The organism is Fontibacillus phaseoli (assembly GCF_003337355.1).
Lineage (GTDB): Bacteria > Bacillota > Bacilli > Paenibacillales > Paenibacillaceae > Fontibacillus > Fontibacillus phaseoli.
Map to the genome: position 1 here is coordinate 228,317 of NZ_QPJW01000005.1, position 24,406 is coordinate 252,722.

Annotated in this window: 23 protein-coding genes and 1 pseudogene; 6 read left to right on the plus strand and 18 right to left on the minus strand. The window is 53.2% G+C overall.

Annotated elements, in window-relative coordinates; all coding sequences use genetic code 11:
- Window positions 1-45: 45 nt before the first annotated feature.
- The 14 genes and pseudogenes from DFP94_RS15185 to DFP94_RS15250 form a co-directional block, all read right to left on the minus strand.
- A complete protein-coding gene (locus DFP94_RS15185) occupies window positions 46-1,407 on the minus strand; it encodes an FAD-dependent oxidoreductase (protein ID WP_114497316.1) in 1,362 nt (453 codons plus the stop codon).
- Between the two features lie 483 nt (window positions 1,408-1,890).
- Window positions 1,891-3,906, minus strand: a complete 2,016-nt coding sequence (locus DFP94_RS15190; protein WP_114497352.1) for an iron ABC transporter permease — start codon at window positions 3,904-3,906, stop codon at window positions 1,891-1,893.
- Window positions 3,907-3,980: 74 nt separating this feature from the next.
- Window positions 3,981-5,030 (minus strand): ABC transporter substrate-binding protein, encoded by a 1,050-nt coding sequence (locus DFP94_RS15195; protein ID WP_181873165.1) that lies wholly within the window; start codon window positions 5,028-5,030, stop codon window positions 3,981-3,983.
- A gap of 34 nt (window positions 5,031-5,064) precedes the next feature.
- Entirely contained in the window at window positions 5,065-5,865 is an 801-nt protein-coding gene (locus tag DFP94_RS15200) for a (2Fe-2S)-binding protein (protein ID WP_114497317.1), read from the minus strand.
- A gap of 35 nt (window positions 5,866-5,900) precedes the next feature.
- Complete coding sequence (locus DFP94_RS15205; RefSeq protein WP_114497318.1) at window positions 5,901-6,755, minus strand: ABC transporter ATP-binding protein; 855 nt, start codon at window positions 6,753-6,755, stop codon at window positions 5,901-5,903.
- Between the two features lie 176 nt (window positions 6,756-6,931).
- Entirely contained in the window at window positions 6,932-7,276 is a 345-nt protein-coding gene (locus DFP94_RS15210; protein ID WP_114497319.1) for a DUF3243 domain-containing protein, read from the minus strand.
- Window positions 7,277-7,383: 107 nt separating this feature from the next.
- On the minus strand, window positions 7,384-8,349 hold the full coding sequence (locus DFP94_RS15215; RefSeq protein ID WP_245954851.1) for a M15 family metallopeptidase: 966 nt from the start codon (window positions 8,347-8,349) through the stop codon (window positions 7,384-7,386).
- A 145-nt stretch (window positions 8,350-8,494) separates the two neighbouring features.
- Window positions 8,495-9,925 carry a DEAD/DEAH box helicase gene (locus DFP94_RS15220; protein WP_114497320.1) on the minus strand — a complete coding sequence of 477 codons (1,431 nt, stop codon included), beginning with the start codon at window positions 9,923-9,925 and terminating at the stop codon, window positions 8,495-8,497.
- A 186-nt stretch (window positions 9,926-10,111) separates the two neighbouring features.
- Window positions 10,112-11,783: pseudogene (locus DFP94_RS15225) on the minus strand (AarF/UbiB family protein).
- 3 nt (window positions 11,784-11,786) lie between these two features.
- Window positions 11,787-12,095, minus strand: coding sequence for a phasin family protein (locus DFP94_RS15230; RefSeq protein ID WP_114497321.1), 309 nt, complete (start codon window positions 12,093-12,095; stop codon window positions 11,787-11,789).
- A gap of 85 nt (window positions 12,096-12,180) precedes the next feature.
- On the minus strand, window positions 12,181-13,044 hold the full coding sequence (locus DFP94_RS15235; protein ID WP_114497322.1) for a uroporphyrinogen-III synthase: 864 nt from the start codon (window positions 13,042-13,044) through the stop codon (window positions 12,181-12,183).
- Between the two features lie 168 nt (window positions 13,045-13,212).
- Window positions 13,213-13,716 (minus strand): methyl-accepting chemotaxis protein, encoded by a 504-nt coding sequence (locus tag DFP94_RS15240; protein ID WP_114497323.1) that lies wholly within the window; start codon window positions 13,714-13,716, stop codon window positions 13,213-13,215.
- Between the two features lie 164 nt (window positions 13,717-13,880).
- Complete coding sequence (locus tag DFP94_RS15245; RefSeq protein ID WP_245954853.1) at window positions 13,881-14,705, minus strand: winged helix-turn-helix domain-containing protein; 825 nt, start codon at window positions 14,703-14,705, stop codon at window positions 13,881-13,883.
- Window positions 14,687-15,076 carry a Fur family transcriptional regulator gene (locus tag DFP94_RS15250; protein WP_114497324.1) on the minus strand — a complete coding sequence of 130 codons (390 nt, stop codon included), beginning with the start codon at window positions 15,074-15,076 and terminating at the stop codon, window positions 14,687-14,689. The genes DFP94_RS15245 and DFP94_RS15250 overlap by 19 nt, the downstream gene beginning before the upstream one ends.
- Before the next feature lie 91 nt (window positions 15,077-15,167).
- Between DFP94_RS15250 and DFP94_RS26565 the strand changes: the two genes are divergently transcribed.
- Entirely contained in the window at window positions 15,168-15,614 is a 447-nt protein-coding gene (locus DFP94_RS26565; protein WP_484102789.1) for a YczF family membrane protein, read from the plus strand.
- Here DFP94_RS26565 and DFP94_RS15255 read toward each other — a convergent pair.
- The 3 genes from DFP94_RS15255 to DFP94_RS15265 are packed head-to-tail and all read right to left on the minus strand — an operon-like array spanning window position 15,538 to window position 19,521.
- Window positions 15,538-16,647 (minus strand): GerAB/ArcD/ProY family transporter, encoded by a 1,110-nt coding sequence (locus DFP94_RS15255; RefSeq protein ID WP_114497325.1) that lies wholly within the window; start codon window positions 16,645-16,647, stop codon window positions 15,538-15,540. The two genes, DFP94_RS26565 and DFP94_RS15255, sit on opposite strands and share 77 nt — an antisense overlap.
- 16 nt (window positions 16,648-16,663) lie before the next feature.
- Complete coding sequence (locus DFP94_RS15260; RefSeq protein ID WP_114497326.1) at window positions 16,664-17,872, minus strand: Ger(x)C family spore germination protein; 1,209 nt, start codon at window positions 17,870-17,872, stop codon at window positions 16,664-16,666.
- 23 nt (window positions 17,873-17,895) lie between these two features.
- Window positions 17,896-19,521 (minus strand): spore germination protein, encoded by a 1,626-nt coding sequence (locus DFP94_RS15265; RefSeq protein ID WP_114497327.1) that lies wholly within the window; start codon window positions 19,519-19,521, stop codon window positions 17,896-17,898.
- A gap of 156 nt (window positions 19,522-19,677) precedes the next feature.
- On the opposite strand from DFP94_RS15265, the gene DFP94_RS15270 reads away from it, so the two are divergent.
- The 4 genes from DFP94_RS15270 (at window position 19,678) to DFP94_RS15285 (ending at window position 23,321) form a co-directional block, all read left to right on the plus strand.
- The gene (locus DFP94_RS15270; protein WP_114497328.1) at window positions 19,678-21,243 is read left to right on the plus strand and encodes an FAD-dependent oxidoreductase; all 1,566 of its coding nucleotides are present in this window, start codon (window positions 19,678-19,680) and stop codon (window positions 21,241-21,243) included.
- Between the two features lie 209 nt (window positions 21,244-21,452).
- Window positions 21,453-21,779, plus strand: coding sequence for a PadR family transcriptional regulator (locus tag DFP94_RS15275; protein WP_114497329.1), 327 nt, complete (start codon window positions 21,453-21,455; stop codon window positions 21,777-21,779).
- Window positions 21,776-22,384, plus strand: coding sequence for a DUF1700 domain-containing protein (locus tag DFP94_RS15280; RefSeq protein ID WP_114497330.1), 609 nt, complete (start codon window positions 21,776-21,778; stop codon window positions 22,382-22,384). Before DFP94_RS15275 ends, DFP94_RS15280 begins: the two co-directional genes overlap by 4 nt.
- A complete protein-coding gene (locus DFP94_RS15285) occupies window positions 22,377-23,321 on the plus strand; it encodes a DUF4097 family beta strand repeat-containing protein (protein ID WP_114497331.1) in 945 nt (314 codons plus the stop codon). The genes DFP94_RS15280 and DFP94_RS15285 overlap by 8 nt, the downstream gene beginning before the upstream one ends.
- 116 nt (window positions 23,322-23,437) lie before the next feature.
- On the opposite strand, the gene DFP94_RS15290 is transcribed toward DFP94_RS15285, so the two are convergent.
- Complete coding sequence (locus DFP94_RS15290; protein ID WP_114497332.1) at window positions 23,438-23,902, minus strand: hypothetical protein; 465 nt, start codon at window positions 23,900-23,902, stop codon at window positions 23,438-23,440.
- Window positions 23,903-24,152: 250 nt separating this feature from the next.
- Here DFP94_RS15290 and DFP94_RS26305 point away from each other — a divergent pair, with 250 nt between their 5' ends.
- Window positions 24,153-24,302: an RAxF-45 family protein gene (locus tag DFP94_RS26305; protein WP_281269495.1), complete on the plus strand. Its 150-nt coding sequence runs from the start codon at window positions 24,153-24,155 to the stop codon at window positions 24,300-24,302.
- The last annotated feature ends 104 nt before the right edge of the window (window positions 24,303-24,406 follow it).

A 24,406-nucleotide genomic window follows, 5' to 3' on the forward strand; every position in this document is an offset into this window, starting at 1 on the left:
ATCCTGCGGCGGCTGTTCGAGACTAAATCATATATATTAAGAAGGTTAAGCTTGAACCGTTTCGCGTTCCGGCACTTGCGGCAACGCTCCAAGGCCTGCGCTGTTCAGGAAGTTCCATGGTTTGTTGTAATGCGGCTGGAAGAAGAAATCGACGAACGCAAGCTCTTCCATCTTCATGCCGTTCTGAATGCAAACCGAGATAGTGTTGATCGATTGCGTCAAGTCCACCTTCGACATGATCTGAGCACCCAGAATGCGTCTTGTTGCCTTTTCATAAACTACTTTCAGCATCACAGGTTCATGCGTCGGCATAAACTCCGGACGGTAGTTATCGGTAATCATAACCGCTTCCGCATCGATTCCGGCTTCCTTGGCCGAAGCTTCCGTCATCCCGGTTCCCGCAATGTTGTCCTCGTAAATTTTAATGCCCGAAGTCCCTTGGGTTCCCATATACTTCACGGTTGGCGCCACCAGGTTGCGGGCTACCAGCGTTCCCATCCGGACCGCGTTGGTTGCGAGCGGAATGTAGGCATGCTTCTTCGTCGGGTTATAGAAAACCGCGCAGCTATCGCCTGCCGCATACACGTCCGGCGCGCTGGTCCGCATATATTCATCCACGATGATCGCGCCGTTGCCGAGCATATCGACTTGCCCTTTGAGCAGTTCGGTGTTCGGCCGGAAACCGATGCACATAATAACAAGGTCGGCGTTGTATTGGCCGCGGTCCGTGACCACTCGAGCCACTTTGCCGTTTTCGCCTGTGAATCTTGTAACTTTCTCGCCTAAAGCAAGAGTAATTCCGTGTTCGCGGAGCGACTCCTCGATTTTATCCGTATATTCAGCATCCAAATACTTGCTCAAAATGCGATCCTCCGCATCGATCAGCGTTACCTGTTTGCCATTTAACTGGAACGCCTCGACCAGTTCGACGCCGATATAACCTGCGCCTACAACCACGATGTTTTTAGCTTGCTGCGCCTTCTCGATGATCGTGTTCGAATGATTGAAGTTTTTCGAGAGCAAAATATTTTCCAGCTCAATGCCTTCAAACTTCGGTACGATCGGCCACGAACCAGTCGTAACGATCAGCTTGTCGAACGAATCATTAAACTCTTCGCCGGTAGTCAAGTTGCGCGCTCGCAGCGTTTTCCCGGCTGCATCCACCGAAGTCACTTCATGGCGCATGTTTGTTTTAACACCCAGCTCGGCGAGTTGCTCCGGCGACGAATAGAACAATCCTTGAGGATCTTTAACCATGCCGCCTACGTAAAGGGCGATCCCGCACGACAGAAACGAAATGTTATCATTACGCTCATACACCGTGATTTCCGCATCCGGGTAAAGCTTGGCTGTATTGACAATGGCTGCTGTTCCTGCGTGAGTACATCCGATAACTGCTACTTTCATGGTTTCTTCCTCCTAATGTCCCCTCAGTCTAGTTTCATTTTTTATATCGGGGTTTATTTGTGATTTTTTTTACTTACAATTTTAAAAGATTGTGATTTTGTTCACCTAATACCCTTATTATAGTGTGACATTTTTCACATTGCAAGAGGTAAATTCGCATTTCGAAAAATATTCACAATTTTAAGTATTTGCTTTTCAATCTCTTCTCGTCTACCCTGTCTTCCGGAAACAGTTGCAAATTGCGTTCCGCTTATTGTTTTCGAGTATTCGAAAAAATAACCACTCCCTGGGAAGTAAATGCAGCGTGGAGATGACCAATCAATCAAGATAATCGAAGTAGCACTTAACCCTGCCTCATTGAAATAACTCCAATGAGCGGGCCTCCTATGCTTAACGCCCTCCTACGGGCAAGCTCTTAATATAATGCACTAAGGAACAACATACAAAAAACCCGACCAGCGCAAGCCAGTCGGGTTCTCGCTTTTACTTGGAGCCGGAGGTGGACCGCGTACCGGCGGACCGCATCAGCCACAGGAAGTACGGCGCGCCGAGCAGAGCAACGACCAAGCCGGACGGGATTTCCTTCGGCGCGAGCAGCACGCGGCCGACGATGTCCGCAAGCACCAGGAACACGGCCCCTAGCAGGGCCGAGAGTACCGTCAGCTTGCGGTTTGCGTTCGGCACGAGCAGCCGGGCCGCATGCGGCGCCAGCAGGCCGACGAAGCCGACGGTGCCGACCGTCGCGACGGCCGAAGCGGCAAGCGCCGCGCCAAGCAGGCCGCCGAGCAGGCGCGTCCGCTCGGCGGAGACGCCGAGATTGATCGCGGAGGCATCGCCGAGCGCGAGCAGGTCAAGGCGGCGGGCCAGCCACCAGGCGAGCGGCAGCAGTACGAGCGGCCAGATGAACAGCCAGCCGAGATCGTCCCAGCCGCGGGCGTACGTGCTGCCCGAAAGCCAGGTCAGCGCCGAGGCGACGCGCAGCTGCGCCTTAACGACGAGCGCCTGGATGCCCGCGGAACCGAAGGCGGAGACGGCCATGCCGATCAGAGCCACCTTTGCCGGCTGCATGCCTCCTTTGCGGCTGATCGCGAAGATGACCAGCGCTGCGCCGAGAGCGCCTGTAAAGGCAGCCGCCGGTACGAGCGAGCCCGGCAACTGCGGCAGCAGGATCAAGAAGATGAGCGCGCCAAGCCCTGCGCCGGAAGTGACGCCGATAACCGAAGGATCGGCGAGCGGATTGCGCACGACGCCCTGCAGCAGCGTGCCGCTCACGGCGAGCGAAGCGCCGGCGAGGGCCGCCACCAGCAGACGGGGCAGGCGGGTCTCGATCACCATATAACTGGTGATCTTGCTGGCCTCGCCCGTCAAGGCGGCCCAGACGTCCGGCAGCGGCACGGTTTTGCCGCCGAAGACGAGGCCGGCGCCCAGTGCGAGCAGCAACAGAAGCCCTGCGCCCGCCAGCAGGGCGGGATAAGGCAATGCGCGCCGGAAGCCCGCGCCCATGCCGGAGGTAGCGCCCTGCACGTCGCCGCGCGACGGCTTCATGCGGTACACGAGCCAAATGAGCCACGGCGCGCCGAGCGCCGCCGTAGCGGAGCCGGCCGGCAGCAGGCCGAATGCCGGCTCCAGCAACAGTACGGCCAGGTCGGCCGCGACCAGTACGATCGCGCCCCAAATGGCTGCGCCGGGGATCAGCAACCGATGGCGGTGCAGGCCCATCAGCCGCAGCAAATGCGGCGCGATCAGGCCGACAAAGCCGATCGGCCCCACGGCGCTCACCGTCACCGCGGCCAGCAATACGGCCGTCAGCACACTGACCGTGCGAGTCAGGCCAATGCGCTGGCCGAGCGATTTGCCGACCTCGTCGTCCATCAGCAGGATGTCGAGATTACGGCTGAATAAAACCGACAGCAGCAGACCGCCGAGAACCCACGGCCAGATGGTCGCCACATTGTGCCAGTCGTTCTGAATAAGCGAACCGGAGCCCCACAGAAACAGGCCGGCGGTTTCATTTTCGAACAGCAATTGCAATGTACCGGTTAGCGAAGACAGCACCAGCGTCAGCGACATTCCGCCAAGGGCGAGCCGTACCGGTGCACTCCGCTTCTGCCCGGCCATCAGGAACACGATCGCGCCTGCGAGCATTCCCCCGGCCATCGCCGTCAGCAACGGGAAACCGCCCATCAGGGACGGGAAAAAGATCGTGGCTGCCACGACGGCGAGATAGGCCCCTGCGTTAATTCCGAGCGTTCCGGCTGACGCCAAGGGATTGCGCGTCAGCGTCTGGAGAAGGACGCCGGCCACGGACAGCGCCGCTCCCGCAAGCGCCCCGATCAGTGCCCGGGGTAGCCTCACCCCGCGCACGATTTGCTGCAGCGGATCATCCAGCACCGGGTGGAACAGTGCTTCGCGAATCAGCGGCAGCGAAATTCCGGCCGTGCCTTGGGTGATTTGAATGCACAGCAGCAGCGCAAGAATGACCGGCCCGGCAACAAACACAAGAAGAAGCGAACCCCGGGAGGTTCGCTTCTGACGGGTTCCGGCTTCTGGCTTTGCCGGACTGAGATCGATACTCATGGCGCCAATACGGACACGGCTTTATCCACGATCGTTTTCGCCGACAGCGGTCCGCCGAACACCCACGAGTCTCCCCCTAACGCATAGGTGCGGTTCTCTTTTACAAAACTCAGGTTTTTCCAGACCTGATTCTCCTTCAAATGCGTTTCAAACACATTGTCATCAGCCTGCACGATATACAGGAAATTGGAATCCTGAAGTGCAGGGAAAGCCTCCACCGATTTTTCCGAATAACCGTATAGTTCATACGCCGGTTCTTTATTCGCGTTTTGCAGCCCGATCTTATTCAGGATTTGAACTGCCATAGAATTGTCCGTGAAAATACGGAATACCGGCGAATTTTGGTTGCTGAATGCCTGCACGAGCGTGAATTCGGCGTTCTCCTTGCCTGCTGCCTTAATCTTCTCCGCCGCGGCCTGATACGCTTCGTCCAGTCCGGCCAGTACTTGCTTAGCTTCTTCCTGCTTGCCTACCACATCGGCAATCGTATTAAAAGTATCGATCATTTCTTGATACTGGTTTACGCCGTTCTCATCCTGGTAAGGGGAGAAAGCAATCGTAGGCGCGATATCCGCCAGTTTGTCGTAAATGTCTTTGGAACGGTAATCGGCCGTAATGATCAGGTCAGGATCCAGAGCCATGATCGCCTCCAGGTTAGGCTCTTGACGGGTTCCTACGTCCTCCACGCTGTCATCCAGTCCCGGATTTGTATTCACCCACGTTTTATACCCTTTCACGTCGGCTACTCCGACCGGCTGAACGCCCAAAGCTACCAGATCCTCGGCATAGGTGAATTCCAGCGCAACGATCCGGGTCGGTGTTCCTTCGATATCGGCCGTCCCGAGCACATGCTTGATGGAGCGGACTCCGTTGTCCTGATCTCCTGAATTCGCGGCATTTTGATCTTGTTCTGCGGTATTGCTTGTATTTCCTCCGTTATTGGACGGCTGTGAGCCGTTCGAATTTTTCGCGTTCCCGCAAGCGGCCAGCACCAGGCAGAGGCACGTTACGGTGACCATGATCTTCAGCAATTTCATCTTCTTCATTCTGCGCACCCCTTTTTTATGTAAATCATTATGGCTACGATGACGCTTTAGCGGCAGCCATGATTTCTTTTCGCTTGGCTTCGCGGTCACTTTTCGACAACTTTGGACAACCGTAGCAATAGCCATGCCCCGTGTCTGTCCGATAAGCCAGGCAGCAAGTCGGCTTCATCCGGGTTTGCTCGCCGGGACGATACGGGTCATTGATCCAGATCTCCTTCAAGTCAAAAGGATTCCGCTTCAAACCGAACCACGCTGCATCCAGGATTCTGGCCAAATAAGCGTATTGTGCCTTAAATATTTCCTTACAGGAGGGATTCTCAATCTGGTTACCCATATAATCCAGATAAAATTCAACGCCAAGCGGCATTTGCCCCCACAGCTGCGCCACCGGGAGTCCCGAAATCGCCGCAGCCGTTTCTAGCACGGGCCGGAGCGTATCCCTCACAAAAGATCCCAAGACCTCGCCGCGCCATTCCTCCCGTTCTTTCGAAGGCCAAGGGTTCTCGGCGGAATCCTTCAGTACGAAGAAAAACCGCGGATATCCATTCACAATGTCGATCTGAATAATGAGGTTTTTGAGCGACCAGTCCACGCTCCCCTCGCAACTCGAGATCATATACAGAATAGCCGCAGGGATGACCCGCCAGCATGCCGCATAATAGGTGGCAGCGACCTGGATATCCCGCCCTTTGATTTGCTCTTGATAGAATGTAAGCAGACGCTCCGCCTGCTCACGATCCGGCAGCATTTCCGCCGGAATCGTTAACAAGGCATTCTCTCTTTTTTCCGTGACAACGGAAAGAGCCCGATCGAGCAACCCGAAATCAATATTCATAACTTCGCCTCCTGTAATATAACCGGCAACTTCCCTTACAGGATCGAAGCAACCTTCTGGGCCAAATCTCCTTTTTTGCCGGACCGCACCTTTCCTTCCGTCGCTGCACGGTACAGCTCGTAAGGAAGACAAAGCGGAACTCCGCTGCGCGGATCCGTTACAATATCCGCTTCAATACCGAATACCTCGCGCAGGACATCGGAAGTAACGACTTCTTCAGGGACACCTACGGCCACCGCCTCGCCCTTCTTGATCGCGATCATATGATGTGCGTATCGCGCGGCGTGGTTCAAATCGTGGACAACCATGACGATCGTCCGGCTCGATTCGGCATTCAATTCTTCGAGGAGCTGCAATACTTCCAACTGATGCGCCATATCCAAAAATGTCGTCGGCTCATCGAGGAACAAAATATCCGTTTCCTGCGCCAACGCCATGGCAATCCATGCCCGTTGCCGCTGTCCGCCGGACAACTGTTCCAGAGCGCGATCGCTAAATTCATTCATCCGGGTCGCCTCGATCGCCCAGTCGATAATCTGACGATCTTCCGCTTTTAATCCCCCAAACCCTTTTTGATGCGGAAACCGGCCGTAAGACACCAATTCATACACCGACAGACCTTCCGGAGCGGTTGGATTTTGCGGCAAAATCGCGAGCTGCTTGGCGACTTCCCGGGTCGACTGCTTATGAATCGACTTCCCGTCGAGCAGTACGCTGCCTCCTTTAGGCTGCAGAATCCGGGCCATCGTCTTCAATATCGTCGATTTTCCCGATCCGTTGGCCCCGACCAGAGCCGTAATCTTCCCTTGGGGAATCGATATATTCAAATCCTGGACAATCAGCCGGTCCTCGTACGCGATATCCAAATGAGAGGTCTTCAACGATGCCATGACCATCTTCCTTTCTATAATGACCTTGATCCATGAGGTCCGAAGCTTTTCGTTAATATGCTACTTTTTAAAGATACTGATAATCATTATCACTTGTCAACAGGAATTTATGTACGCATGATGCAAAAAGACGCCTTTTCAGGCGTCCATTTTGTCTTTATCCTATGAAATTGGGTTCAATGAACATCTTGCGCCAGCCGCACCAGCATATGAGCAAGCGCATGACGATGTTTCTGGTCTCCGGCTCTCCACAATTCTTGCAACAGCTTCTCTTCCCGGTTTCGGGGCTCCTCCTTGGCAGTCAGGTAATCGCCGATTTTCTCAGCCGCCTGTGCCATCGTTTCCTCGCTTAAACCAATTTTCTGTGCAAGTTCGATCCGTTCGCTCAAGTACTTTTTGAATGTGTCAAAGCTACCCAGAATTTCATCCTTCCGCTCATCGCCCATCCGGTTCAGGGCATCATCCACCCTACCCAGCGCCGTTTCGCCTTCCTTGTTGACCACGTGATTGTGCTCGGACATGCAGTACGCCTCCTTCGGAGTTATGGAGTTATGGATCATCAAGTTCGTTACTACATAACCCACCCCGAAGGTTCATGAATCACTGCCATATCCTTATCGCACCGCGCTCAGGGATTGGCTGAAACCGGCACGGCATCATAATACTCTTCCAGCGTAATATCCCGGTCCGCGATATCTGCTGCAATTTCCGTGCCTACATAACGCAGATGCCATGGCTCGTATTTATAACCGGTAATATCCTCTTTGCCGTCAGGATAACGGATAATAAAACCGTATTCCGGCGCATGTTTCGCCAGCCATTCGGCTTCCTCGGTATCTCCGAAGCAATCCTCGGCGGCGCATTTGCCGTCACTGCCCGATACGTCGATGGCCAGACCGGTCTCATGCTCACTGTGTCCAGGCACGGCGCTGTAGGTTTTAGCTTTTTCCAGCCCGTCCTTTTTTACATACCGGTTAAATAAGGACGTCTGCCTGCTATGGGAACGATATGCGGATACGCCAGCCAGGTAGATTCCATCCTTCTCGGCGCCGGCAAACAATTTCTCTAACGCGGAAGCGGCCTCGCTGCGCATCATCCGTTTCTCGATTTTTTCCTTGAATGTAAACCGCACATCCGGATAGACGAGATCATCAGGCTTGTGATCCTCAGGCAGAGCGAATTCCTTGTTGACCAGTACGGCTACGCTATCCGCATCGGCAGCCGCCGCCTGGCTTCCGTCGCCGGAATTGCCTGCATTGCTTTGGCCGTCAGGCGAAGAACCGTTACCTTTCGTACCGGCATTGTCACCATTTCCGGTCTTTTCGCCGTCGCCATCTCCATCTTTCGCGTTATCAGTACCGTTATTGTTATCGTGACCGGTACCGCTATTGGCATCGCCATTAGTCACCGGGGTGTTCCCGGCATCCGCCCCATTGTCCGGTCCTGCGTTTTCCGTATCGTTGACTCCCGCTTCCTGCGTCTGATTCGCGGTTTGAGATCCGGCGGTATTACTAGCGCAACCTGTAAACAAAACGGCGACAAGCATAAGGATAAGAGCAGTCCCTACCGCTCCCCAACCACTCCGATGTTTCATGATGAATTCCTCCCGCCTGTGTTCTCTTTCTATTATCCATATACAAAACGCATTTACACTCAGTTAGGTTGCTGGTAATCAAATCTATAGGGTCCAATAATTTATAATTGTCAAAAAAATTTGGCTCGATCCGACGAAATCTGACCTACGAACGTCCACGACGACCGCCGTCATTCCGTCCCGATCCCCGGCGTCCTCCGCTTCCCTGTTCGCGCCCGCCGCGACCGGATGCAGATCCGGGGCCCCGCTTCGCGCCGCCGCCTTGGCCGCGTCCGCCTTGTCCCGAGCCGCCCGGTCTGCCGCCTGCTGTGCCCGGCTTCCGCCGGCCATCCGCCGCGTTCTCGCTGCGTCGCCCGCTGCGACTGCCGGCTCCGCTGCCCTTACCCCGGCTGCTGCGCTCCTGGGAATCACTGCCGGAACGGCTTTGCGGCCCGCCGCCGCCTACGTCCGTCACGCCGCTCTTCTCGTACCGCTGCCGCTTCAAGCGCAAGGAGATGCCGCGCTCGATGTTCCGGAGCGCTTCCACGTCCTTCGGGGCCGCGAACGTGACGGCGATGCCTTTTTCCCCGGCCCGGCCCGTCCGGCCGATACGGTGAATGTAACTATCGACGTCCTGCGGAATGTCGTAATTAAACACATGCGTCACGCCTTCGACGTCGATCCCGCGGGCGGCCACGTCCGTCGCCACCAGCAGCTCCAACTTGGCGTCGCGGAATGCGCGCATCACCTGCTCGCGTTTGGACTGCGACAGATCACCATGCAGTTCGTCCGAAGCGAAACCAGCCTCCTGCAATGCCTCGTTCAGCGTGCTGGCCCGGCGTTTCGTGCGGCAGAAAATCACCGCGAGGTAAGGACGGTCCTGACGGATCATCGTAATCAGCGCGTCCTGCTTGTTCCGGTCCGTGCATTCGACGACGATTTGCCGGATGCTGTCCAGCGTCACACGCGAGGTTTCGGCGATCCGGATGTCACGGGGCTGCTGCATATATGTCTTGGCCAGACGCTTTACATTATCGGGCATCGTCGCTGAAAACAGCATCGTTTGACGGCTGCGCGGAACAAGGCGGATAATCTCCTCCACCTCGGCCAGAAAACCCATATGCAGCATTTGATCCGCTTCATCCAGCACGAGCATCCGGACGGCACCCAGCGTCAACGAGCCGCGGCGTAAATGATCCAGCAGCCGGCCCGGCGTGCCGATGACGAGCTGCGTCCCGTTCTGGAGCTTGCGGAGCTGGCGCTCTACATCCTGCCCGCCGTAAGCGGCGAGCACGGACATGCCTTCGTGAGCGGCCGCCAGTTTACGCGCCTCTGCGGTAATCTGGATCGCGAGTTCGCGCGTCGGCGTAATGATCAGCGCTTGTGCTTCCGGGCGGTCGGCGCGGATTTTCTCCATGATCGGCAGGAGGAACGCCAGCGTTTTGCCGGTCCCCGTTTGCGCCTGAACGATGACATCCTCGCCTGCGAGCAGTTCCGGTATCGCCTTTTCCTGGACCGGCGTGGGATTCACGATCCCTTGGTCCTGCAATATTTGTAAAACGGCCTTCGATAGGCCCATTTTCTGAAAAGTTGTCAAAAAAGTTCACCTCATTAGTTATTGACCCGCATTGTATGGTCACATTTTGCCCCGGTTGTTCGGGTTCTAAAAGCGGGCCTTCTTATTGTAACAGAGATTTGCCCGAAATACTGTCCGGCCGGCAAGTTTATTCCATATTCTATGACAAAACCCCGCAGATGCGGGGCCTTGATTGACCGTGCAGCTTCAAAATCTGCCTGACCGAAAAATAGAGTAGAGCAGCCAGACCACCATCAGAAACGCGACGACGAAGCCGATTTCGATGGCGGGAATGTTCCAAAGCAGGGTGGGCATACGGGTTAATGACGAGCCGATAATGAGTCCGACCATAATAATGCTGAATGCCAGCAGCACAATGCTAAAGGAAAGCCGGTTCCCGATTTGGTCAAACTTTTTCATAAAAATCTCCATTTCGGGAATGCTCATATCCATCTTTAATTTACCTTTGCCGATCAAGGTTAACAGACGGTTTACCTGCTTCGGGAATCCCGTCAGCGCTTCAGCCAGATCAACAGCTCCGTCGAACGCCTGCTTCCCTAATCGTCGGCCTGATAATCTCTCGCGCAGCAGCTTCTTGCCGAAGGGTTCCGCCAAATCGAGAATCCGCAGTTCCGGGTCCAGGCTGATCGCGACGCCCTCCACGGTAAGCAGCGCCTTGCCGAGCAGGAGCAAATCAGGCGGTAAAATGATCCGGTGTCGCTGAGCGGTACCAAACAGATCGTTCAAGGCTTCCCCAATGCTGATTTCCGAGAACGGAATATCATAGTAGCGGTCACGAAGCCGTTCCAAATCGGTGCGTAAGCTGTCCAAATCGCGAGTTTCCTCCAGTAAGCCCATCCGTAATATCGCCCTCAACATCCCCTCGTTACTACGACGCATCAAGGCAATCACGAGCGAAGACAGGTGATCTCTCATTTCGGCGTTTAAGCGACCGATCATCCCGAAATCGATAAAGGCCAGCTTGCCGTCCCGTGTTGCCAGCAAATTGCCGGGATGAGGATCGGCATGAAAATAACCGCCCGAAAAAATCTGCTGCAGCATCGCATTTACCAGCCGCTCAGCAATTTCGCGAGGTTCGAAGCCGCCTTGCTGCAGTTCTTCAAGACGATTCAAGTGGACTCCCTCCACGTAATCCATCGTCAACACTCTTGACGTGGAGCAGTGCCAATGGACTGTCGGGATGCAAATCTCCTCGCTGTCCAAAAATTGCCTGCGGATTTTCTCCATATTCCGGCCTTCAATGCTGTAGTCCAATTCAGCCCTGATCGATCTGGAGAACTCGTTCACCATTTGCGGAATTTGATACCGGCTTACCCACGGCCAGTGCCTTTGAGCCAACGCCGTCAAATTTTTGAGAATGTCGAGGTCACGCTCGACTTGGGGTACGACGCCGGGCCGCTGAATTTTTATGGCCACGGCCTCGCCGGTGACGAGCCGCCCCTTGTGGACTTGTCCTATGGAAGCGGCGGCAATAGGCTTTTCATCAAACCGCTCCAGCAATTCAGCAGCGGGCATTCCGAATTCCTGCTCGATAATGGCCAGCGACTCCGTCGCCGAAAACGGCGGCACCTGATCCTGGAGCTTAACAAGTTCCGCGATAATAGACTCTGGGAAGCAAATCGGAGCGTGTACTGGCGAGTTGGCCCAGTTTAATAAAGGTCGGGCCAAGTTCCTCCAGCACAAGCCGAATTCTCTCTCCCAGCGTCAGGCTGCTATGTTCCTCCTTGTGGATCCAGCGGAGCGGAACGGCAAAAAGCCGGGTCAGTCCGATTTCTTCGGCCATATAGCCGAAGCCATGGCGCCCCAGCGCCATGGCGATCTCACGATAACGGCCGGAATGCCGGACACGGATGCCCATGGCCTACGGCTGCTGCAGCTCGGCGAGCTTGATTTCCAGCTCCGCCACCCGCCGCGTCAATTCCTCCACTTCTTTTGCCGAGACAAGCCCCATGGATTGCAGCACGGATCTTACTTGTTCGTTCACCAGTTCCTTGAAGCGGTTTTGTTCTTCCTCTCCCTTATCGATCAGACGCTCTACAAGCTGCTTGGATTCCGAAGGGGCGAGCTCGCCGCGTTTTACCAAATCGTCCACAAGGCTTTCCACCTTCTCTTTGCTGACAATCGTAAGTCCCCATCCCAAGGAGATGGCCTTCTTTAATAAATCGCTCATGATTAACATCCTTTCTAAGCCGTTTTAGGGATCGAATAGCATGCATCCTTACCATAGTAATACCCATGGTTTCGCCAATTTTTACCTAGTTCTGTTCATCGCCGTCCGAAGCGGCTTTTCCGGCGCCCGGCAGCGGCTCCGCTTCTCCGGCGTAATACCGGGCCAGTTCAATCATCATGCTGCCCATGCGTTCCTCGCGTGGAGCCACCACGCGAGGAACGCCCGCCTCAAACAGCCCTTGCGCCGTGACTTTGCCGACCGCTACTGCCATGACGGGACCCTGCAGAGCCTCCATCAGCGCTTCGCGTTTTCCCTGATCGGCAGCATGCTCCAACAGAAACCGGACCTGCGGTCCGCTCGTAAAGGTGACCGCGTCCACCCTGCCCTCGGTCAAATCCGAGAGCAGCTGATCAAGCTCCTCCCGCGGTGGGGCGATGTGCCGGTACGGAAGAAGTTGCCTGCAAACCGCTCCCTGTTCTTCAAGCCAGGTCACCAGCCGGGGAGCAGGATCGCCGTGAAGCTGCAAAATGACGTCTTTACCTTGAAACTCATGTTCACCCAGACCGCGGATCAAACCTTCCGTACTGCCATCATCATCCCGTACAAGCGGGGAGAGCTGGCGTTTTTTCAGAACGTTCGCTGTTTTATACCCTCTTGCCGCAATCCGGCTGCCCCGGAGAATGTCCCACAGGTCTTGTGCGACTCCCATATCCTCGGCCATGTCGAACAAGGCGTCTATTCCCATCCCTGTCGTAAAAATGGACCATTCCGGCGGGTGACTCACCCAAGAGACAAGACCGTTCCGCAGATCAAGATCGTTCAGCAGCACGGTCCCTTGTGCCGGTCTGTACAAAGGAATGCCTCCCAAATTTTCGACCAGTTTGCCGAGCTCCTCTGCACGGCGCGGCCCGGTGAGCGCAATTCTTTTCCCTTCCAATCTACGTGCCATTTAGTTCCCTCCTGTTTCAAGGCCGGCGGCGGCCGCATTATTGTTAGTTCCAGATTAAACGACGGGAGGAAGGAAGTAAATGCTTATCAAATGAGGCTGTCCCTAAGCAAACTTTGCTTAAGAACAGCCCCTCACATTGCGACGAAAAAGGTCTAAATTTTCTGTACTTTAAAATTTTCCGGCCAACTCCTGAAGCTGCGCGGCCATCCGCGACAGCTCCGCCGAAGAAGATGCAATCTCCTCCATCGAGGCGAGTTGCTGTTCGGCAGCCGCCGAAATGGTTTGCGTATTTCCGGTAACCTCCTCGGCCACGAAACGAATATCGCTCATCGATCCGGTTACCCGGCGCGCACCGTCGGCCAAATCCTGTGCCGACGTTAGGACGCCTTCAATTTTTTCGCCTGTTCCCCGAACCGCTTTACGGATTCGCGAGAAGGAGCGCCCGGAAATGTCCACGGCCACAATTCCTTCTTCAACGCCTTTTTTAGCATTCTCCATCGAATTCTGGGCACGGCGCACTTCCGCCTGAATGCCTCCGATCAGCTCTTCAATTTGGTGAGCCGATTTCTCCGACCCTTCCGCCAGCTTGCGAACTTCGGAAGCGACCACGGCAAAGCCTTTTCCCTGATCCCCCGCTTTGGCGGCTTCGATGGATGCGTTCAGGGCCAGCATATTCGTCTGCTTCGACTAATTCGACGTCCCGGACTTCATTTCCTTTCTTCTCTGCATGCCAAAAAAGACAAGTAAAGGGCTGTTTCCGAGAAGCAAAATGCTCCCGGAACAACCCTCTGTCATATTGAAATATTCAACTGTAAGAATACGCCCGAAATGCTGTCTTAATCGGCCAAACGGTACCCTACTCCCCTAACAGTTGCAATGTACATGGAGTTCACTGCACGGTCCCCCAGCTTCTTGCGCAAACTCTTGATATGGACGTCCACGATATTGCTTCCGCCGAGAAACGAAGTTCCCCATATTTCAGCCAGCAGGTCCTCCCGGGAAAGAACGGTTCCTTCCCGTTCGAGCAATTTCACAAGCAACTCGTATTCCGTCTTGGTCAAGGCGATTTTTGCTCCATTACGGTAAACGGACATTTTCTTGCGGTCGATCCACAGATCCTTGAAGATGGCAGGCGAAGTTCCCGTGAGCAGCCGTGATGCCGGCGAGCGTTGTGCGCCGCTGCGGATAATGCGCTGGGCATGATAATTGATTTCACCCGGACGGGCAGGCCACACCAGAAGTTCCTGGTTCATCAGCCCTTGGTCCAGCTTCGGAAGGAGGCGTTCATTCACCAGCAACAGAGAAGGTACATTACCCGCTTCCAGTACCAGCGACTTCACGGGAGCCACTTCCTCCGCATCCTGAAACGGGGTCAAGTCAAAAATAAGCAGGTCTGCCGTTTGGGCATTACGAATGCCTTGTTCCCAATGGTGGAACACCAGAACGTCAAAACAGCCTTCGGACAAATCGCGCACCAGTTCGTGGATCCCCCCGGGATACGGACTGACCAGAATCACGCGTTGCGTTACCGGACAAACCTCCCGGCCATCAAAGAGATCTAGCGTTTCCGAACTGCTGCCGCCCGCTTCCTCCGGACGCCGAAACGGGGTCATCGTTCCGGTTTGCATACGTCCAAGGGTCTTCACTTCTTCTGCCGACACGATGGGCACACCCCCCCGAATACGACGTGGGCATGGTGTACATCATACCCGGTTTCTTTGGCCACGGCCTCGCTCCAATCCTCGGGCACCTGGGTCATAACCTCGTCAACGCGGCCGCACACCTCGCACAGGATATGCTGATGATCATCCAGCTTGGCATCATAGCGGCTGGCAGCTTCTCCGAGCTTCAATTCGCGGATCATTTCCTTGTCCGCCAAATATCGGAGTGAGTTGTATACCGTACCGTACGCAAAATTGTAACCTTGCTCCACCAGCCGGTTCATTACTTCCGCCGCCGTAGGGTGATCGTGAGCGCTACGGACGACATCATATACCGCTTGGCGTTGGGTCGTTAAATTTAAGGATTTCATATATCAATCATTCCTTTAGATATCTGTTTTAGACTTAGTATAAGTCTTAATTCATAATTAGTCAATTTCCAAGTTACATTAACGCGTCCGTATGTTGGAGAGAACTTATTTTCATACTAAGGAAAAAGGAGATGTTGTCCGTTTGCTGCTAAAAAAATACTTTGTAGTGTTTCTTTTCTTATTGCTAAGCCTGGGCTATAGCATCCTTACCGATGTTCTGGTCGGTCAACCATGGGATACCGTTTTGAAAAACTTTAACTATGCGATGGTTACAACAACCCAAAAAATAACAGTATGTGGTTTGGCTCTAAGTCTTGTCGTTCCGGATCTCTACCATGCGTTTAAAACTAAAAAGGAAAAAAAATCTGCACATAACTCTGGCTCTGGCTCTGACTCTGACTCTGACTCTGATTCTGGCTATGGATCTGGCTCTAGCTCCGGGACTGACGCTAACTCCAACGCTAGTTCCGACCCTGCCCCCGGGCCTTCGAGCGGTAGCTATGGACAAAGCCGACCAACAGCAGGAACACGGGAATAGCCACAAAAAATACCGGGTCGATCATATACAGCACTTTACCTCCTTTCGCCAGATGCTCGGTGAAAGATCCGGCGAGCGTGACGGATAACAGTAAAATCACAATAGCCATCGGGTAGAGCAGCTTTCGGTAAGGGATTTTAAAAATGTCCGACATCCCCATAACCGAAGCGTAATAAAAAACGCTTATTTTAAAAAATACACCGATAATCAGAATCATGACGACCAAAATATCGGTGCGTTGGATAAAATCCGCAATCGATGCTTTCCCGATCATCGTAAGTAACGGAAAGACGGAGCGTTCCGTAATGTCTACGCCAAGTACCGATATCGTAGCCGCGATCGCCCCGGAAAGGATCAGTCCGGATATCAAAATCGCCAAATGCCCCGCCTTCATTCCCCCTTTCCGATGACCCAAGGAAGGCATGACCGTCACAAAACAGATGACCTCCGCAAACGGAAATTGATAGTTTTGCCGATACACGGACAACAACAATGCCCCCATCCCGTTGCCTAATACGGGACGCAGCCGATTGAGGTTCAAAATATCCGAAAAGAGGACCAGCAGCACGATGAATATTCCGATCAATATCACGACTACGAGGAAAATAAAAGCCGTACGGGCAAGTACCTCGACCCCCTTGTGAAGAACATAGGCAACCGTCAATATCATCATTAAATTGACGATCAGTAGAGGAGTTTCCTTCAACGTGGAGGCGATGACCAGCAAGCCTCCATCCATTAAATCCCGGGAAGCCTTGTTTAAAAAAAACACCACATAGGCAATGCCAATCACGGTCCCGAGATATTTACCCAGAAGCACTCTGAGGTAGGCCGTCGGCTGCATGTCGGGAAACAGTCCGTTCAGATAGGCATAAACGGCGAACAGCAGGCTGCCCATTCCCATCCCGATCAGGATGGCCAGCCAGGCATCCCTGCCCGCCAATATCCCCACATTGACGACGAGTGCGGTTCCCAGCTGAAACAGCAGCAGCATCGAGAAAAACTGCAAGGAACTGATTTTGGTCTTCTCCATGGCTTCCCCTCCCCTCTTATTTCTTTTTGAAATGATACTTATAGGAACGATCCCTCATTTGCGTGTTGCGGATGATGGAATCGACCTCGTACTGTACGTCGATTGCCGGAAAAATTTCTTCCCATTGCCCGCCGATCCTTTTCCAGGCTTTCGGATTTGTCCGTTCCACCTGTTGCGCAATGCCGAAAATGTCGCTTTTCATCTGCTGCGCTTTCTTCACTGCGGATTCCAGCTTCCGGGCAATGGCCACGTTCGCCGCCTTCTCAACTTTGTCCAAAGCCAGCGAATCCCGTAAATCGATCTCGGTCCCGGCTTCACGGACGGACATCTGGGGTTTCACTTTAATCACGGCCATCGGATGCCGGGGGTTGGAAACATCCACTTTTGTGCTTGTGCTCGTTTCGAATACTTCTAACGTAATCTCTTCCTCGTCTCCCTCGGGTTTAACAAGCAATACTGTTTTTCTCATCTTGTTCAGCATCCATACCATGCCTTTGCACTCTTCCCTGTTCATCCAGCCCACTAATTTATCGCCTTTAAATAAGGCCATATCGTCAATGACGACCACCCCGGCCGATTTCGTTTTTTCAAGACTGCCCTTGTCGCCTGCTTTTTCGGGGCTACCCGCAAAATTCAAGCCGTTGATGACCGGCCCCCCTCCCGGACTTAGCAGCCCTCGGAGCACATCATCGATTTCAACGGCGAAATTTGCCCCAAGTTCATCGGCGGCCAAATCCGTCTTCTGGACGAGTGCATAGGCCGTAATTTTACCAAGCGGAGTAAGCGCGGATACAATATCGCTTGCTTTTATCCCTTCCCGGGCTATATATAATTTCGTGGAAAGGCGGAGATCCGAATCCCGGTCGAGAAAATCCACAAGGCCGGAGATTCCTTCGCGGGCAATCTCTTCCGAGATTACGATGAGTCTGGTTTGCCCCGTTGAAATGAGTCGCGGCACTTCACGCGATACGTTTCGCATGGCTTCAACTACACTTCGTCCAGAGGCATGATATACCGATGTCGGAGTTCCGCCGCGACCGGTTTTTCCGGAGATCTCATCGGCGATAATCACCTGCAAACTTACCTCGTAACCGCCATCCGAGTGATCGATTCCAATTCCCGACACGATGGCTCTTCTATTCAGTTCTCTTGCATCCCAGCATCCCGGCAACGTGAACAACAGGAGGCAACACGCCAAGAGCCCGCTTATGCACTTCCGACCCATACGAATGTAATCTCCTTAGGCTTTCATTGTTTATTCCCGCTGTGTCCTCCGATTTTCCCGGACTTCCCAAGCGGTTTTATTTCCTCGGCCTTCTTGGCATGCTTCAGATTATAGTTGTTTTGGGAGCGATTCTTGAATGTCCAGAACGGCAATCTTATGATCGTGTCCTTTTGGCTTTGCAAGGCAAACGGGCTGAGCGGAGCCAGATAAGGTACGCCAAAGGAGCGCAAACTGTTCATATGCGCTACCAGCACGATCAGTCCGAGCGTAATACCGTAAAAACCGAACATGCCGCCCAACACCATGAAACAGAAGCGAATCAAACGCCCGGCAATCGCCAGATTGTAAGCCGGCAGCGCAAAACTGGCGATGCCCGTCAATGCCACGACAATGACCATGACCGGCGTAATAATCCCGGCTTCCACCACGGCTTGTCCCAAAATCAACGCCCCCACGATAGACACCGTTTGACCGATGGCTCTCGGCATGCGTACCCCGGCCTCCCGAAGAATTTCAAAAGTGACTTCCATCAGCATGGCTTCGAAGAATGCGGGAAAGGGTACGCCTTCCCTCTGGGCCACAAAGTTAATTAGCAACAGGGACGGAATCATCTCATAATGAAAAGTCGTCAGCGCAATGTACACCGAGGGTCCGAGCAGCAGGATAATGAAACTGATATACCGGATCAAACGCATAAATATGCTGATGTCATAGCGTTGGGCATAGTCTTCCGGCGATTGAAAAAATTGGGCGAATACGGTCGGAAGAATCAGGACGAACGGTGTGCCGTCGACCAGGAGGATGATTCTCCCTTCCAGCAGGTTTCCGGCCGCCACATCGGGCCGTTCCGTGTTATAGACCGTGGGAAAAGGCGTGAAGGTTTCGTCCTGAATGAACTCTTCGATATAAGCGGACTCCAGCACGGCATCGATCTGGATTGACTTGAGCCGCTCCTTCACCTCTTCCACGAGATCTTTATCCGCTACGCTTTTGAGATACATAATACCCACGTGGGTGTGTGAAACGGATCCGATTTTCATCGTTTCCAGCCAAAGGTCCGGGTTTTTGATCCGGCGGCGAATCAGGGAAATATTAGTTCCGATCGATTCGACAAAGCTGTCCTTCGGCCCGCGCACGACCAGTTGGGAAGACGGTTCGCTCACGGCACGCCATTGGCCCCCCGGCGTACTGATCACAAGCGCTTTGTCGCAGCCTTCCAGCAAGATGACCGTATCTCCGGACAAAATTCCCAAAAGCATATCCTTCCAATCGCTCTCCATTGAAGAGTCGCCGGAAGTAAGGGCATCCTTCAGGATCATTTCCATGAGCCGCTCGGGATTCATATCCGGTTTGCGATCCGGCTTGAATTCGACCAAGGATCTCATAACCACATTGTTAATCGTTTTCTCGTCGCTAAGCCCGTTCAGATATACAATTGCGGCGTCCACTTGCCAAAAGGAAGGCTCCCCGATTTTGAATTCCCGAATCACGATGTCAGGGCTATCTCCCGATTCCTTCCGGATCTGTTCCAGCATTTCCCGCAGATGGCCCGACAGCGCAGGGGTTCCGGAATGAGTTCCGGCTTGTCCGGTCTGCCTGTCTTTATTGTATTGGCGGCCGCTCCCGCCTCGGGACCGATTGCGTATCATACTCAGCAGCTCCTATCCTTATCGCATCCTGAACCCAGTATCTGCTTTTCATTCCTTTTTCATGCGGATGTAAAAGTCATGCTCCGCTCCCCTCGTTTCTTATCTCCTTACGGTGGTAATAATGAAAAAATAAACCATCAAGGAGGAATTTCCCCTATGAACAGCAGTTCATTCACCTCAACCGGACTTCCCAAATATCCGCAATCGTTGTGGAGAGAAACAACGTCGTTCCCCTCTTTCCCTGTGGTTCAGGAAGATATTCAAACCGATGTTCTTATCGCCGGGGCCGGAATTACCGGAATCACCGCAGCCTATGTGCTGGTTCAAGCCGGGCTTAAGGTGGCCGTCGTCGATGCCGGTAAAATCCTGGACGGAACGACCGGCTATACCACCGCGAAAATCACCTCCCAGCACGGCTTGATCTATGACAATCTGATCTCCCACTTTGGAGAAGAAAATGCCCGGTTGTATTTTGATGCCAACCAAGAAGCCCTTCATTTTATTGAAGAAACGGTTCGTGAGCATGATATCAACTGCGGCTTCAAGACCGAAGATGCCTATTTGTATGCGGACTCCGACGACCAGCTGAAGCAGCTTGAGAAAGAGTGGGCGGCCTACGACAAACTGGATCTGCCCGGAGAGTGGTGCGATACGATTCCGCTGCCGCTCGTGGTCAAAGGGGCGGTCAAAATGCGCGGTCAGGCCCGGTTTCACCCGCTTCAATATTTGCATACGCTGGTCGATTACGTAGTTAAGCACGGCGGTAAGTTTTATGAAAATACGACCATGTCCGACTCCGCCGAAGAAACCGGAGACGGCAAACTCTTGCTGAAGACGGAATCGGGCATCACAATAACGTGCAGGAACGCCATTTCAGCCTCGCACTTTCCTTTCTACGACGGGGGCGGACTTTACTTCACCCGGCTTCATGCCGATCGTTCCTATGTCGTGGCGATCGAACCGGAAACTCCATATGCAGGAGGCATGTATATCAACTGCGGCAATCCGAAGCGTTCGCTGCGGGCTGCGGAGCTGGACGGCAAAGAAGTGATCCTGGTCGGCGGGGAATCGCATAAGACCGGACAAAGCGACTGTACGATCAAGCATTATGAAGAGCTCGAGAAGTTCGGCGGCATGACGTTCGGCGCGAAGGGAATCCCCTACCGCTGGTCCGCCCAGGACCTTGCGACCATCGATCAAGTGCCTTATATCGGCCCCGTCACCTCCGGTCACCCGCATATTTTTGTGGCCACAGGCTTCGGGAAATGGGGCATGACCAGCGGTACGTTATCCGCCTTGCTCATTTCCGACCTGATTCAGGGAAAAGACAACCGGTATGCCGAGTTGTTCACCCCATCCCGCTTCAAAATAAATCCCGGCATCAAGAACCTGGTCGTGCAAAATGCCGACGTCGCCAAAGAATTGATCACCGGCAAAGTAGACATCGTCCATAGAAAAGTCGAGGATCTCATGCCGGATCAAGGGGCTGCCGTTAAACATTTGGGCAAAAAGGCCGGTGCTTACCGAGACCCCGAGGGTAACATCCACCTGGTGGACACCACGTGCACGCATATGGGATGCGAAGTCAAGTGGAATCCGGCCGAGCGTTCCTGGGATTGCCCTTGCCATGGTTCAAGATTTGACTATACAGGCGCAGTGATTGAAGGTCCGGCCACGGAAAATCTTCCCCAGCTCAGTTCGCAGTACGGAACCCGGGAATAGGGCTTTCAGTTTTGCTTGAAGAAATTGATTCAGAGCGGTTGGGCCGGACCTCCCGGACTAACCGCTTTTATTTTTAAACCAGCCCAATCACGGAATTGATGAATTCACTATGTTGCATTATTCAGTACTGTGTGATACTATGTTCCCAACCAATACTAATTAATGTTCAGTACTAGAAAATAATAAACAGCGAAAATGAGGCGATGTCATTGGATATTAGCATCCAATTCAAGAAAGGCGCCTTGGAATTATGCGTGCTGGTGCTTATCCATGAGCATGATCGTTACGGATATGAGCTGGCCCAGTCCGTGTCCCAGCATATTGAAGTCGCGGAAGGGGCGCTATACCCCCTGCTCCGCAGACTTGTAGGCGAGGGCTACTGTACGACTTATCTGCAGGAGTCCACGGAAGGGCCCCCGCGTAAATATTACAAGCTGACGCCAGAGGGAGAACATTACATGAAGAAGCTGGTTATCGAATGGAAACAGTTTGTGAGAAGCGTATCTAATTTAATCGAGAGAGGAAGCCGCTTATGAATAAGAGCGAATTTTTGGCGCAGCTTCATGATCATCTGTCGGTACTGCCGCCTGAAGAGCGCAATGAACTGATGGAAGACTTCGAGGCCCATTTTACCTTTGCCTTGCAAAACGGCAAGTCGGAGGAAGAAATCGCGTCGGAACTCGGGAATCCGGCCGAACTGGCCAAAGAAGCCATAGATGGACGATTTGCCCCAAAGGAGCCTGTATACTGGTTTAATCCGGATACTCCTCCGGCTCCGCCTGCCCCGGAAAATCCGAAACGGGCCCATCGACGGAGCGGTTTTGCAACGACCATGGTATATATCGGACTAATTTTTCTTAATATGATCGCCGTACCTTTGCTCCTCTCTGCTTGGGCTGTCGGGGTAAGCGTAGCCGCTGTGGCTATCGGCGGATTGATTAGCCCGCTGGCGCTGGGACTCGATTATTTAGCGGGAAACGGCTTTTTCGCCGGGAAAAGCTTCGCCGTGGTGTCCTGTGTCGGCGTAGGCATTCTCTTCGCGCTGGCTTCGCGCTATGTGTTTAAACTGCTGATTCGAATCAGCAATTCCTACTGGGCATGGAATGTTCGGGTAGGCAAAGGAGGAGAGGAACATGAATAGCAAGAAATGGTCTTTGTTGGCGATTACTTTGATTATTGCCGGATTTGCCGGAATGGCTTATCAGGGATTTGAATTCGGAGATGAAAATCCTTACCATCAGCAAAAATGGAGCCTGGAATCGCTGAATTCCCTGTCGGTGGATAGCAGTTATGATGTAGACGTTGAATTTATCGAAAGCCCGGACGGCTCCAATTACATCGAGGTCGGCGGCAATATGGCCCAAGATACGATCGATAAGCTTAAATCGGCCTCCATTACCGGACCCGACGTCAGCATCGACCTGACGGAGAAATTCAAATTAAGTTTTCTTACCATCGATTTTCAATCCACCAAACAGCATATCACCGTAGCGCTTGCCGATCAGGCCATGATCGATGAAATCAGCTTTAAGCTTCATTCCAACAATGGTCATTTTTCAGGCTTGCGGGCTAAAGACATTGAGCTGACGACGTCTTCCGGAAATCTGTCGGCTTCCTCCATTATCTCGGAGGAACTGGAGATCAAGGCGACGTCCGGCAATGTGACGGCCACGGATATCCAGGGTGAAACCGAGATTGCCGTAGCCTCCGGAAATACCAAAGTGGTGAATCTTCATGGAGGACTTACCAGTAAGGGTACCTCCGGCAAGCTTACAGTCATCGGGGCGGAAGGGCCGCTGGATGCCAAATTGACCTCAGGAAATATTGTTATTAAAGACTTTACAGGGGCCGGGGTGATCCATAACACCTCAGGGAACGTCTCGGTTTCCGATCAACGTTCCGACTCGCTCGATATTTCGGTCCGGTCCGGCAATGTCACCTTGTCCGTTGACCCCGAATTTAAAGGGATCTATGATTTGAAGGCTGTTACGGGCGACGTCAAAGCGCCCGATTCCCCTATGGAAACTAAAGACCTTATTAAGGTCAGAACCACCTCGGGAAACATAAAAATCCATTAATCATCAAAGAAAAGGGTTGAACTTCGGCGAGACGGCCGGCGTTCAACCCTTGTTTATGTCCATCTCTCCTCCACCGGAAACCGGCGGCCTTCAAGACGGTTAGCTCACTTTTACGATTAAGCGATTTCTTGCGCCGTTTCCTGGGCGATCGCTTCGCGGTAGGCATGCAGCGAATAATAGATGACGGTGTCCAGCATCTGTTGATCGGCATCCGGCACCAGCTTCAGCGCATATTCCCAGGCATTCTCTTCGATCCGAAGCGCGATCCGCTTCCGCTCCAGTTCGCTTTCGCATGCATCGAGGCGATCTGATAAATCGGCCAATGCAGCATCTTCAGCATGACCAAGTTCATGCGCGAAAACGATGCGTAGCAGTTCCCCGTATCCTTCAAGCGAACCGAACAGCGTCATGCACTGCTTCTTGATCTCACCCAGATACATCGTCACCGAATGATCCGACATACTGTATTTGCCGCCGACATTGCGGCCGCCCGGAAACCGGGACTTCATCTTCACGGAGACCCCGCTGCCTGACACTTCCAGCAATTCGTCAAAAATTTGCTTAGCTGCTGTTCTTTCCAATTAGGCTCCCCTTACTTTATTGTAAATTGACGCTTTCGCGGTGCACCCGTGGGAGAATCGCGTTTTTTGTCTAGGGATGATTATAAAGGAAAGGGAGGAGGAAATAAACAACAAACCAATCATTACCCGATAAATTCCGGGTCTAAACATTAATTTTTTGTGAAAAGTTTCTTTTGCTTGTTTACTTGATTTTTCCATAGCCAGCGCATATACTTTCAATATCTTGTTTCATGAATGGAGGTGGGTGGAAGTGGATCGCAAGTTTGCGTGGAGTCGAGTTAGCCAACTGCCGATGGCAATGTTTGGCAATGTTCATGCTTTTGTCCTTAACGGGAGAAGTCTGTCCATTTTTAACAATTCGATATCCAAAACCAATTGCGAAATGCCGCTCCTACCCTGACCTCACGGGCTAAAGTAACGTGTGTGAAGAAGGCTGCAGGTTTTCCTGCAGCCTTTTTTCGTCTGAAAGAGGATACTTCGGAGCGGCATCCGACCGAAGGAGAT

Coding starts and splice junctions, on each gene's coding strand:
- DFP94_RS15185 (WP_114497316.1), bottom strand. CDS start 1,407: ATGAAAGTAGCAGTTATCGGATGTACTCACGCAGGAACAGCAGCCATT.
- DFP94_RS15195 (WP_181873165.1), bottom strand. CDS start 5,030: ATGAAGAAGATGAAATTGCTGAAGATCATGGTCACCGTAACGTGCCTC.
- DFP94_RS15200 (WP_114497317.1), bottom strand. CDS start 5,865: ATGAATATTGATTTCGGGTTGCTCGATCGGGCTCTTTCCGTTGTCACG.
- DFP94_RS15205 (WP_114497318.1), bottom strand. CDS start 6,755: ATGGCATCGTTGAAGACCTCTCATTTGGATATCGCGTACGAGGACCGG.
- DFP94_RS15210 (WP_114497319.1), bottom strand. CDS start 7,276: ATGTCCGAGCACAATCACGTGGTCAACAAGGAAGGCGAAACGGCGCTG.
- DFP94_RS15215 (WP_245954851.1), bottom strand. CDS start 8,349: ATGAAACATCGGAGTGGTTGGGGAGCGGTAGGGACTGCTCTTATCCTT.
- DFP94_RS15230 (WP_114497321.1), bottom strand. CDS start 12,095: ATGAGCGATTTATTAAAGAAGGCCATCTCCTTGGGATGGGGACTTACG.
- DFP94_RS15235 (WP_114497322.1), bottom strand. CDS start 13,044: ATGGCACGTAGATTGGAAGGGAAAAGAATTGCGCTCACCGGGCCGCGC.
- DFP94_RS15240 (WP_114497323.1), bottom strand. CDS start 13,716: ATGCTGGCCCTGAACGCATCCATCGAAGCCGCCAAAGCGGGGGATCAG.
- DFP94_RS15250 (WP_114497324.1), bottom strand. CDS start 15,076: ATGAAATCCTTAAATTTAACGACCCAACGCCAAGCGGTATATGATGTC.
- DFP94_RS26565 (WP_484102789.1), top strand. CDS start 15,168: ATGTTGGAGAGAACTTATTTTCATACTAAGGAAAAAGGAGATGTTGTC.
- DFP94_RS15255 (WP_114497325.1), bottom strand. CDS start 16,647: ATGGAGAAGACCAAAATCAGTTCCTTGCAGTTTTTCTCGATGCTGCTG.
- DFP94_RS15260 (WP_114497326.1), bottom strand. CDS start 17,872: ATGGGTCGGAAGTGCATAAGCGGGCTCTTGGCGTGTTGCCTCCTGTTG.
- DFP94_RS15265 (WP_114497327.1), bottom strand. CDS start 19,521: ATGATACGCAATCGGTCCCGAGGCGGGAGCGGCCGCCAATACAATAAA.
- DFP94_RS15270 (WP_114497328.1), top strand. CDS start 19,678: ATGAACAGCAGTTCATTCACCTCAACCGGACTTCCCAAATATCCGCAA.
- DFP94_RS15280 (WP_114497330.1), top strand. CDS start 21,776: ATGAATAAGAGCGAATTTTTGGCGCAGCTTCATGATCATCTGTCGGTA.
- DFP94_RS15285 (WP_114497331.1), top strand. CDS start 22,377: ATGAATAGCAAGAAATGGTCTTTGTTGGCGATTACTTTGATTATTGCC.